This is a genomic window from Kitasatospora sp. NPDC042419, from assembly GCF_056437345.1.
In genome coordinates this window covers 48,011-59,599 of the sequence record NZ_JBWKAW010000035.1, presented here as the reverse complement: position 1 = coordinate 59,599, position 11,589 = coordinate 48,011, and the positions used below count along the sequence as shown (strand labels likewise).

Below are 11,589 nucleotides of genomic sequence, written 5' to 3'. Positions count from 1 at the left end.
ACCCCGCCGGCCCCGGCCCCACCCCGCCCCCGGCCCGGCGGCGGCGCTCAGCGGCGCGCGCGGCGCGCCCGGAGGTACTCGGCGCCGAGCAGGCGGAGCGCGGCGAGCTTGGGCGGGCCGGCCGAGCGGCGCAGCAGCGCGGGGACGTCGGCGCGGGCGGCGGCGCCGGTCAGGCGGTCCAGCCCGATCATGCAGCGGACCATCGGCCGGTGGGCGGGCGGGACGAGGCCGACCACGGCGCGGCCCTCGGCGAGGGTGCGCTCGACCAGGTCGAGCTGGTCGGTGACCAGCGCCCGGACGGCCGGGAGGTTGCGGGCCTGTTCCAGATCGGTGCGGGTGATCCCGTACCGGCCGAGGGTCTGCCGGGGGATCGTCAGGCGGCCGTCGGCCAGGTCCTCGGCGAGGTCGGCGACGAAGTCGAGCCGCTGGCTGGCGTCGATGAAGGTGCGGCAGGCGGCGCGGTAGGCCGTCTGGTCGCCTTCCGGGCCGAGCAGGGTCGCGACGACCATGAACGCGGGCAGCGAGTAGGCGTCCACGTAGTGCTGGTAGTCGGCCTCGGTGGCGAAGCCGGCGAAGTCGAGGTCGGCGACGGCCCCGGTGAGGTGCTCCGGCACGCGGTCGCGCAGGGCGGGGTGCGCGGCGACGGTGTTCAGCAGCGGGCGCAGTTCGGGGTGGTCGGTCCGACCGGTGGCGAGGCCGTCGGCGACCTCCTGCTCCCAGCGCGCGTACGCCGCCTTCCGGTCGTCGAGCGGGCCGCTGTCGAGCAGGCTGTCGGTGCGGTGCATGTAGGCGGTGGCCGCGATCACGTGCGGCACGAGCCCGGCCGGCAGCAGGAGCTTCGCGGCCAGCACGGCCTCGGGCTTGTACCGGGTCACCTGTCGGCGCTGTCGGCCGTAGTCCTCGCGCAGCGCGGGGTCGTCGATCCCGGCCGCGTCCAGCGCCTTGTCCCAGCTGCCCACTCGCGTTCGTCCTCTCCCCGGCTGCCGATCCCTCCCGAGCGTAGACGGTGGCCGGAATCGTTCGAACGCGAGGCTGTGCGGGTCGAGCTGTTTCCCGGCCCCCGCCGCCGGCGTCCCGAGGACGTCCGGCCGGGGCCGCCGGGGCCGGGGCCGACGACGCGGTCGGGCCACCCGACAGGTCCATGGTGATCGTTATCTGAATGATTGATTCCGCTCGCTACCCTTCCTCCAGCACCATCGGGGGAGGGGTACGGGCGCGTGTACAGCATCATCGTGGTTCCGGGACCGGGCATGGAACCGGCCGCTCAGCAGCGGCTCGCCCCCGGGCAGACCCTGCGCTTCGGCCGGGAGGGCCGCGCCGGCGACCTGCTCGTCCCGCACGGCGGCATCTCCAGGACCGCCGGCGAGATCACCGCCGACGGCACGCACTGGCTGCTCAGCAACCTCAGCCTCACGGCCACCTACGTGGTGGAGAACCCGGAGGGCGCCGGCGAGCACGTCAAGATCGCACCCGGACGGCTCGGCGCCCCGGTGCCCTTCGAGTTCTCCCGGCTCGTCCTGCCGGCCGGCTCCGACCTGATCACCCTGGACGTCTGGGCACCCCGCCACGACTACGCCGACCGCGACCTGCCGACCGCACCCGGCGCCGAGCCCACCCTGCCGGCGTTCCCGCTCGACCGCTCCAAGCGCTACTTCCTGGTGCTCGCCGCCCTCTGCGAACCGCGGCTGCGGATCGCCCCGCACGCCCCCACCCCCACCGTCGACCAGGTGGTCGAACGCCTGCGCCCGCTCTGGCCGGCCGTCAACCGCGCCGCCGTGCAGTGGAGCATCGACTATCTCGCGGTGAAGCTGCGGATCAAGCCCGGCCCGGACTGCGCCGACCCCGGCCCCCGGCTGGCCGGCAAGAAGGACTCGCTCGTATCGCTGGCGCTGCGCTTCGACCTCGTCCGCGAGGACGACCTCGGCGCCCTGGACGCCGACCCGCCCGGACGGGCACCCGCGGGCACGGTGGCCGGCCTCGTCGGCGCGGTGCCCGTGCTCGGATCCGGTGCCGTCCCGGCCCCCAGGTCGGGCTCCGCACCCGTCCCCGCCGCCCCCGTGCCCGTCCCCGTCGTGCCCGTCCCCGTCGTGCCCGCACCCGTCCCCACCGTGCCCGGCGACCACCGGACCGGGTTCGCGCCCGTCGGCGGCACCGCCGTGCCGGACCGGGTACGGTGACCGCCCGCCGCGGCGACCCGCCGGACGGCCTCGCCGTCCCGCCCGGCTACCGGATCGGCCCCTGGACGGTCGACCGCCTGCTCGGCTCGGGCGCCTTCGGCCGCGTCTACGCCGCCCACCGGGCCGTCCCCGAGGCCGGGGTCCCCACCCGGGCCGCGCTCAAGGTCCTGCCGACCGGCACCCGCACCCCGCGCCAGCTGAACCACCTGCGCGAACTCGCCGACCGGGAGACGGCGCTGCTGCGCAGAGTGCGTGCTCCCCGACTGATCCGGCTGTACGAGGTGCGCACCGTCGACGACCCCGCCCGCCCGGAACTCGACGGCGCCACCGTCCTCGTGCTGGAGGCCGCCGAAGGCTCGCTGGACGACCTGCTCGCCGCCGACCGCGTCCCGCGCGGCGGACCCGCCCTCCTCGCCCACGTCTGCGAGGGCCTGGCCCAGTTGCACCGCGCGGGCTGGGTGCACGGTGACCTCAAGCCCGGCAACGTGCTGCTGATGCCCGACGGCACCGCCCGCCTCGCCGACTTCAACATGGCCGCCGAACTGGAGGGCACCCACGCGTACGCCCCCGCCTTCGGCACCGCCGACTACACCCCGCCGGACCTGCTCTGGTGCGAGATCGGCGAACGCGGGCGCAAGATCCGTCCGAGCGCCGACATCTGGGCCTTCGGCGTCCTGGCCCACCTGGTCCTCACGGGCACCCTCCCGCTGCCGGGTGGCACCCCGGCCGCCCGCCGAGACGCCGCGATGCGCTACGCCCGCGGCGAGGAGGAGCTCCGGCTGTCGCCCGACCTCCCCGAGGCCTGGCGGTCCGTGCTCACCGACTGCCTGGCCCGCCGGCACGAGGACCGCGCCCCGCACACCGCGGCCTCCCTGCAGCGCCGGGTGGAGGCGGCCGCCGCCGGCCGGCGCGCGTCCTGGCGGCCGGGCCCCTTCCTGCGCCGCCGCAGCCGCTCCCTGCTGGTCGCGGCGGCCCTCGCGGCCGGCATGCTCGTCGGCCTCCTGGCGGCGCTGCCGAGCACCGCGGAGGCGAGCGGCTACGACCGCTGCCGGCGCGGCACGGTGTGCTTCTTCACCGAGGCGGACGGCCAGGGCGACATCTGCGCCTGGGTCGACGCGGACGACGACTGGTCCGAGGGCGAGACCGGCTGCCCCTGGGCCGCGCAGCGGTCCCCCCGCTCGGTCTTCAACAACGGTCAGGACCTCTCCGAGGGCGCCACCCAGATCGACGTCCTGTACTTCGCCGATCGCGACCGCCGGACCGTGCTCGGCTGCGTCAAGAACGGCCGGCGCCGCGACCTCTCCGGCCAGGAGGTCCCGCGCTCCCACCTGTGGCTCAGGAACTGCACCCCGTAGGCCGGCCCGGGCCGACCGGGCCCGACGACCGTCCCCGACGACCGCCCCGGCAGTCACCCTCGGAGTTCCGAGGTACTGCCCGCGCGGGCCACGGGCCACCCTGGAGTCACTTCACCGACCACAGGGGTCTGGTCGCTGCAGAACTGCTGAGCCGCCGTTCGGGCGGTCCGGCCCCGGTACCCCACGACCGGGACCGGACCGCCCGGCGGTGACGGGCCGCCGGGACGGCCCGTCGCGGGCCGCCGTGCCACGGGGGAGCACGGCGGCCACCACGCCGTCACGGATCTGGGGTCGGGACGCGACCGGCGCCCCGCCGTCCGGGCGGCGCGTCCCGCCCTGCGAACGGGGGAGGGCGGGACGCACCGGTTGATTCCCGGGCGGATTCCGGGCGTCGACCGGCTGAAGCACGGGATTCCGCCGCCTTCGGGCCGACGGCTCGGCATAGTGGCCGTAGTCACGGGGCTGGCCCCGGAATCCGGAGAGGCGGGGTGCTGGTGGGCGACGCGGACGACGGCGGTGTGCGGGGGCTGCGTGCTTGGGCTGCGGATGCGCAGGAGCGGGCCGGGAGGCTGTTCCCCGCCCTCGGCGGCGGCGAGCCCACGCTGCCGGAGTGCGAAGCATCCGTCGGTGAACTCGAACAGCTGGCAAGGCTGTTGGACCACGACCCGGCGCTGCGCAGCCGGGTGAGCGTGTGGCTGGCCGCAGCGCTGGTCATGCGGTACCACGCCGGCGGCGGGGTGCCGGCCGACCGGGCGCGTGCGGAGTCGCTGCTGCGCGAGGTGCGGGACCCGGCGACGGAGCTGGGGGCGGCGGCCGGTGAGGAGGACCGGAAGTGGGCGGCGCTGGCCCTGGTGGCGGCCCTCTCGCCGCTGACGCCGCAGGCCGGGTTCGGGGCGGCGCCCGACTTCTCGTCCTTCGTCGAGCGGATCGCCCGGGAGGGGGCGGGCGCCTTCCTGGACGCCTCCAGGGAGATCCAGAGCCTGTACGGGGAGTTGGCGGACCTTCCGCTGGCACCGGAGTACCAGGAGATGATGCGCCGGGCGGGGGCGCTGGAGGCGGCTCCGTCGGGCACGGCGCTCGCCGACCTGATCGCGAGCGCGAGCCCGGACGGTGACCCCTTGGCGGCCCGGATGCGGCAGACGCTGGAGCAGCTGCTCGGCACGGCGGCCGGGGTCCCGGAGCCCGGACGACCGGACACCGCGCCTCCCGCCGGTCCCCCGACCCCGGCGCCGAACCCGGCCCCGCCGACGACTCCGCCCCCGACCGAGACCCCGCCGCCGCCCCCGCCGCCGATCCCCGACCCGCCCCTTGACCCGCCGCTCGACCCGCCGCTCGACCCGCCGCTCGACCCGAAGGACCTCTTCACCCCCGACGCCGTCCGCCGCCTCGCCGCCGCCCTGGACGCCGTGAACGCCGCCACCGACGGCCTGGAGTCGGCGCTGAACGGCCCGGACCCCCACCGGGCCCTCGACGGACTGCTCGGCCGGCTGCGTGCCGTCCAGGACGATCCGCCGCCCGGCCCCGACCAGACCGCCATGCTGGAGGGGCTCCGGGCGATGCTGCTCGGCATCAGCGCCGCGGCCGGCGGCACCCACCAGGACCAGGCGGCGGGCCGCCGCCACCGGGAGGCGACCTTCGGCCGGCTCGGAGAGCTCGCGGACCTGTTCCCGGGATTCGGGGACCCGGCCGTCCTGGACCGCGTGAGGGAGCTGTACGGCCGGATCATGGACGCCGGGCAGACGGGGGATGCCGAGGCCGACGCCCGGGTGGCGCTCGGCCTGGTGGCCGAGGCCGAGGCCCTGGAGCGGGAGGTCCGGGACGGCGCGGTCCGCGGGATGGTCCTGATGACGCTGGGCGCCGCCCACGGCAAGCTGGGCGTCGTCACGCGGGACACCGACCGGCTCCTGCGCTTCGCCTCGTACGCGGAGGAGGGGTTCGCCGCGCTCCTGGGGAGCGGACTGCCGTTCGGCGCCGGCATCCCGATGCCCCGCCTCCCGGACTTCGACCTCCTGCGCGCCGGCCTGGCCGGCGACCCGGAGGCCCCGCTGCCCGAGCACGTCACCCCGCCGCCGCGCGCCACGACGGAGCAGGTGTACACCTCCGCGCGCTCACTGGGCCTCAGGTACGGCCTGAAGCCGGACCGGGCGCTCCTCGACCGCGTGATCGGGGAGCTGGAGCGGGTCCGCGACGGCGTCCGGGAGGGCAGGGCCCCGCGCATCGCCGCCGAGGCCCTGTGGAGTCTGGCCGAGGCGTACCGGGAGCGGGGGGTCGTCGACGAGGACGTGTCGGACCTCAGGGCCCTGGAGGCCGCCGAGGAGGCGCTGACCGCCCTCGCCGCGGACGTCCTCCTGCAGGCCGGCGCGGAGCACGGACTGCTGACGGCCCGGGACGGCGCCAGCCGCGGCCTCCAGGCCGCCCTGTGGGCGGCCTCCCAGGGGCGGCTGCACGAGGCGGTGGCCGCGCTGGAGCTGGGCCGGGCCCTGGTCCTGCAGGCGGCGTCGACCTCCCTCGCCGTCCCCGAACTCCTCGACCGGCGCGGCCACCACGAGCTCGCCCGGGCCTGGCGGGCCGCCACCACCGCCGCCACCACGGCCGCGGACGGCGGGCCCGGCGGCGACGGCGGGGCCGGCGGCCCGGTGCCCGGCGAACTGCCCAGCACGCTGCGCCGCCGGGCCCTGGAAGCCCTCGGCTACCGGCACCGGCACCGGCAGGAGGGCGGCCTCCTCGGGACGCCCACCCTGGCCGAACTCGCCGACGGGCTGGCGGACAGCGGCGCGGACGCCCTGATCTACCTGGTCCCCGGTGACGCCATCAGCCCCGGGGTCGTGATCGCCGTGGGCCCGGAGCCGCTCGGGGCCGGGATGGCCGTCTGCGAGCCGCTGTCCCGGGCGGGGAGCGGCCCGCTCGAACGCTACCTCGACGCCACGGCCGCGCACGACGCCGCCGTGGGTGACGCCGTGCGCGGCGGCGCGGGGCCGGAGCCGGCCGTGCGACAGGCCTGGGAGGAGGCGCTCGCCGAGCTCTGCGACTGGGCAGCCGAGGTGCTCGGCCCGATCCTCGGCGGCATCGCCGAACGGCTGGCGGCGGGGGAGCGGCCGCTGCGGATCGTCCTCGTGCCGTGCGGGCGCCTGGGCATCGTCCCCTGGCACGCCGCCCGGTTCCCCGGCGAGCCGCCCCGCGAGTACCTCTGCCAGTCGGCGGTCGTCAGCTACGCGGCCTCGGGCGGCCAGTTCCTGCGCACCGCGCGACGCGCGCCCCGGCCCCCGGAGGCCGGACCGGTGCTGCTCGCCGACCCGGGGCAGACCCTGATGTTCGCCGAGATCGAGGTCCTGGCCCTGCGGGACTCCTTCTACCCGTCCGCCCGGATCTGCGGGGCGGTCTCGATGCCGGGCGGGGAGGAACCGGCGGCGTGCACGCCCGAGGCCGTCCTCTCGTACCTCGCCGACGGGGCCTCGCTGCTCCACGTGGCCTCGCACGGTTCGGCGGGGACGAGCCCCACGGCCTCGGCCCTCGACCTGACCGTCCCCGGTGGCCCGGGGTCCCACCCCGCCGGGGACCCGCGGTCCTCCGCTCCGGACCCCGGCGCCGCCCTGCTCACCGTCACCCGGCTCCTCGACCGTCCGGACACCGCCCGGCCGGCGGACACCGAGGGTCCGCTGGTCGTGCTGAGCGCCTGCCAGACCGACCTCTCGATGCGCGACCACGACGAGGCGCTCACCCTCACCACGGGCTTCGTCACGGCCGGCGCGCGGGACGTCGTCGGCTCGCGCTGGGCCGCGTCGGACGGCACGTCGGCGCTGCTCATGGCGGTGTTCCACCACTACCTGAACGTCGACCGGCTCAGTCCCGTCGACGCGCTCAGGGCCGCGCAGCTGTGGATGCTCGACCCGGACCGGCGGAACCCGGGCTCGCTCCACGACGAACTGCTCTGGGAGGCGGACCGCCCGGACCTCGACCGGATCGCGTACTGGGCGGCCTTCATCCACCAGGGCCACCCGGGTCCGGCCGGCGGCGGACCCCCCGCCGCCGGCGTCCCCCACAGCGGCGGACCTCGCGAGGACGACCGATCCACCGGAAGCACCGACCCGGAAGGGAGGGAGGCGTGAGCGACGACGGTACGGGTGCGAGCGGCGGCCGGTCGGCGGATCACCTCCTCGGCCTCATCCGCGAACACCTGGACACCATCCGGGAGCGGCTCGGGGAGGAGCGCTACGCCCTGCTGCTCACCCGCCTGCAGGCGCTCGCCGACGTGGCGGCGGACGACGAGCGGGGGCTGCGCGCGGCACTCGTCGGCGTCCGGCGGGCCCTGCTGCCACTGCCGTTCGACCATCCGGTCCGGGCCGTGGTGGACTCCCCGCGGCTGCTCGCCGCGCCGCCCGGGCCGGCGAGCGCCGCCGAGGCGCGCGAACTGCTGGCCTGGCTGTCGGCACCCACCCCGGAACCGGCACCGACCCCGGCCCCCGGGCCCGCACCGGCACCCGGGCCCGCACCGGAGCCGGAGCCCGAGCCCGCACCGGCGCACGCCGACGACGCCCGGCGGGACCACCCGCTGCGCGGCGCGCCGACGCTCTCCGCGGCGGAGGCACGGGACCGCTGCGGCGGGCCCCCGCCGCCCGAGCTGATCCGGGTGCCGGACCCCCGGGACGGCGACCGCTACCCGCGGTTCCAGTTCGGGGCGGACGGCGGCCTCCCGCACGGGGTCGTCCTGGCGGTCAACCGGCTGCTGCTCGCGGACGTCGACCCCTGGGGCGCCGGAGCGTGGTGGCTCGGCGAGAACACCTGGCTGGGCGGGGTGCCCGCATCGCTGCTCGGCCGACTGCCCGACCACCGGCTGGTCGGGGCGGCCACCGAACTCGTGGAGGGTGAATGACGGACGACGGCCCGCTCCCCGCGAAGGACAGCCTGTTCCCGCTGATCGACTTCGCCCTGTGCCCCAACTTCACCACCGTCCCGGCGGGCACCGAGCTGTGGCGGGTGCACAAGTCCCAGTACGCGCCGGGCGGGTTCAACCCGAGGCTCGCGGACATCCACTTCGACGGGGGGCGCTTCGAGGGCACCGTGCTCGACCCCTACCACTACCTGTACCTGGCGCACACGCCCGTCGCGGCCCTCGCCGAGAGCCTGCTGCGCTCCCTGCCGTACGGCTCCCCGCTCGGCACGCGGGAGGTCCCCTACGCCGCGGCCCACGGCCGCTCGCTGAGCTGCCTGCGCGCCCGGTCCGACCTCACGCTCGTGTCCCTGGTCACCGGAGCGGACCTGGCCGCCGTGCGGCAGGAGCCCACGCTCCTGGAGGACGAGCGGAACTACGCCGCGGCACGGCGCTGGTCGAGCGAGATCCGCGCCCAGGCACCGCACGCGCAGGGCCTGGTCTGGGACTCCCGGCGCAACCGGGGCGAACGCGCGCTGGTGCTCTACCGCGACCGCTTCGAGCACGGCGACGGGGGCCCGCTGGAGGCGGTGCCGGACCGGGGCATCCCGGACCTCGGCTCCCCGGAGGGCAGGGAACGGGCCAACGAACTGCTCAAGCCCCTGTGGGCGGAGGTCTCGAAACCCGTCGGTTGGTGAGGCCACCGCCGAAACCCGGCAGCCGTGCCGTCCCGGTTCGACGGGACGGCACGGCTGCCGGGTGTGTACGACGAGTGGGCCTCAGACGGCGACGGCGCCGCGCCGCGGACCCCTCCGGCGGGAGCCGTTGGCGGTCTGCGGGCTGCGCTCGGCGGGGGCGGGCCGGCTGCGGCGGTTGCGGTTCGCGGAGGCGCTGCGGCGGGGCCGCTCGACCACGGGGTCGGGGATCACCACGGGCACGCCGCTGGGCACGCGGGCGCCGGTGATCCGGGCGAGTTCCTCGTCGCCGGAGTGGACCCGGGTGGAGGTGGGGGTGATGCCGGCGGCGGCCATCATGCGGTCCGTCCCGCGGCGCTGGTTGGGCAGGACGAGGGTGACGACGGTGCCGGACTCGCCGGCCCGGGCGGTGCGTCCGCCGCGGTGCAGGTAGTCCTTGTGGTCGCCCGGCGGGTCCAGGTTGACGACCAGGTCGAGTCCGTCGACGTGGATGCCCCGGGCGGCGACGTTGGTGGCGATCAGCGCGGTGACGTGGCCGGTGCGGAACTGCTCCAGGGTGCGGGTGCGCTGCGGCTGGGACTTGCCCCCGTGCAGGGCGGCGGCCTTCACCCCGCTGGCGAGGAGGTCGTCGACCAGGCGGTCCGCGCTGTGCTTGGTGTCGGTGAACATGATCACCCCGCCGTCACGGGCGGCGATCCGGGCGATCGTGGCGTTCTTGTCGTGGCCCTGGACGTGGAGCACGTGGTGCTCCATGGTGCTGACCGCGGCGGCCGACGGGTCCACCGAGTGGGTGACCGGGTCGTCGAGGAAGCGGCGCACCAGGCGGTCCACGTTGCGGTCCAGGGTCGCGGAGAACAGCATCGTCTGGCAGCCCTCGGCGACCTGTTCGAGCAGTTCGGTGACCTGCGGCAGGAAGCCCATGTCGGCCATCTGGTCGGCCTCGTCCAGGACGGCGATGTCCACCCGGCCGAGCCGGCAGTCGCCGCGCTGGATCAGGTCCTTGAGCCGGCCGGGGGTGGCCACGACGACGTCCGCCCCGCGGTTCAGCGCCTGGGCCTGCCGGCCGATCGACACCCCGCCCACCACGGTCGCGATCCGCAGCCGCACCGAGTGCGCGTACGGGGTGAGTGCCTCGGTGACCTGCTGCGCGAGCTCGCGGGTGGGGACCAGCACCAGCGCCAGCGGCTCGCGCGGTTCGGCGCGCCGGCCGGCGGTGCGGGCCAGGACGGCGAGGCCGAAGGCGATGGTCTTGCCCGAACCCGTCCGGCCGCGCCCGAGGACGTCGCGTCCGGCGAGCGAGTTGGGCAGCGTCGCGGCCTGGATCGGGAACGGCGAGGTGACGCCGTGGCGGGTGAGCGTGGTCAGCAGTGCCTTCGGCATGTCCAGTTCGTCGAACGACTCGACGGCCGGCAGCGCCGGGGTGGTGCTGACCGGCATGGCGAACTCGCCCTGAGGGCCGGAGCCCTGACGCCCCTTGCCGCCGGAGGGGCGCCGACCGCCGGAGCGGGGCGCGGAGCCGGTGCCGCGCGCGGAGCGCAGCCCCGGCGCGCTGCCGCCGGAGCGGGAACCGGAGGTCTGGTACGAGGGGCGGCTGGATCGGTTCATGCGGGGACCTTCCTCAAGGGCGGCACGCTTCGAGGAGGGTTCCGCGGCGCGGGGCGCCGGCGGAGACCGCGAGGAACGGGCCGGTGGTGTGACGGGCGGGGCGTGGACGGCAGAACCGTGCGGCACGTCACCTGCGGTCGGCGCTCACCGCACGGGCGGGAGCGGGGAACCTCGAACCGTGAGCTGTCACGGCGGGGCGCCGGTCCGGACGCGGCGCTGGGCGTCTCGCGTGGGAACGGCTGCCGGTGGCGGAGCCGGGGGCCTGAGCGGCCGGGATCGTTCGTGGGGAAATGCCGAGGGGCCCGCACCGGGCATGTACGCGGTGCGGGCCCCTCGCTGCCGGGCGGGTGCCGTGGCGGAAGAACTACAGCGGGCGAATGTTCTCGGCCTGCGGGCCCTTCTGGCCCTGCGTGACGTCGAACTCGACCTTCTGGCCCTCGAGCAGCTCACGGAAGCCGTTGGCGTTGATGTTCGAGTAGTGGGCGAAGACGTCCGGGCCGCCACCCTCCTGCTCGATGAAGCCGAAGCCCTTTTCCGCGTTGAACCACTTCACGGTGCCATTAGCCATAAAAAAAATCTCCTTCAAGGGCTGTCCGAAGCCCGCACTGTGCGGGCGTTCGAGTCGCCGAGATGATGACCCGCCCGGGGAAGAGCCGGGAAACAAAAATGCGCCTGCGGAAACATCAGCAGGCGCACACAAAGTTCATGGGAACCACTACTGCAACTAAAACGACTGTAGCAGGCCCGGGCTTGTTTCGGCGGAACATTTCGCCCCCGGTTTCGCGGGGACGCCCCCCGAACCTCCTCCCGGGGCGTCGCCCGGGGCGGTCCGAAGTCGCCGACACGCCGCGTGGCGCGGCCGGTTGGAGTCACGGCCACCCGCCCGTCCG

General features: G+C 76.1%; 7 protein-coding genes and 1 pseudogene. 5 read left to right on the top strand and 3 right to left on the bottom strand.

Annotated elements, in window-relative coordinates:
• Window positions 1-47 precede the first annotated feature (47 nt).
• Window positions 48-959 carry a phytoene/squalene synthase family protein gene (locus AC067J_RS38450; protein WP_478307398.1) on the bottom strand — a complete coding sequence of 304 codons (912 nt, stop codon included), beginning with the start codon at window positions 957-959 and terminating at the stop codon, window positions 48-50.
• A gap of 258 nt (window positions 960-1,217) precedes the next feature.
• On the opposite strand from AC067J_RS38450, the pseudogene AC067J_RS38445 reads away from it, so the two are divergent.
• From AC067J_RS38445 to AC067J_RS38425, 5 genes and pseudogenes are all read left to right on the top strand, one after another.
• Window positions 1,218-1,952 (top strand): annotated as a pseudogene (locus AC067J_RS38445) (FHA domain-containing protein); the annotation flags it as partial.
• Between the two features lie 221 nt (window positions 1,953-2,173).
• Complete coding sequence (locus AC067J_RS38440; protein ID WP_478307396.1) at window positions 2,174-3,532, top strand: serine/threonine-protein kinase; 1,359 nt, start codon at window positions 2,174-2,176, stop codon at window positions 3,530-3,532.
• Between the two features lie 494 nt (window positions 3,533-4,026).
• A complete protein-coding gene (locus AC067J_RS38435; protein WP_478307394.1) occupies window positions 4,027-7,638 on the top strand; it encodes a CHAT domain-containing protein in 3,612 nt (1,203 codons plus the stop codon).
• A complete protein-coding gene (locus tag AC067J_RS38430) occupies window positions 7,635-8,402 on the top strand; it encodes a hypothetical protein (protein ID WP_478307392.1) in 768 nt (255 codons plus the stop codon). Before AC067J_RS38435 ends, AC067J_RS38430 begins: the two co-directional genes overlap by 4 nt.
• Complete coding sequence (locus AC067J_RS38425) at window positions 8,399-9,097, top strand: RES family NAD+ phosphorylase (RefSeq protein WP_478307390.1); 699 nt, start codon at window positions 8,399-8,401, stop codon at window positions 9,095-9,097. Before AC067J_RS38430 ends, AC067J_RS38425 begins: the two co-directional genes overlap by 4 nt.
• Before the next feature lie 81 nt (window positions 9,098-9,178).
• On the opposite strand, the gene AC067J_RS38420 is transcribed toward AC067J_RS38425, so the two are convergent.
• Both AC067J_RS38420 and AC067J_RS38415 read right to left on the bottom strand, forming a co-directional pair.
• The gene (locus AC067J_RS38420; protein WP_478307388.1) at window positions 9,179-10,699 is read right to left on the bottom strand and encodes a DEAD/DEAH box helicase; all 1,521 of its coding nucleotides are present in this window, start codon (window positions 10,697-10,699) and stop codon (window positions 9,179-9,181) included.
• A gap of 364 nt (window positions 10,700-11,063) precedes the next feature.
• On the bottom strand, window positions 11,064-11,267 hold the full coding sequence (locus AC067J_RS38415) for a cold-shock protein (protein WP_030918248.1): 204 nt from the start codon (window positions 11,265-11,267) through the stop codon (window positions 11,064-11,066).
• Between the last annotated feature and the right edge of the window lie 322 nt (window positions 11,268-11,589).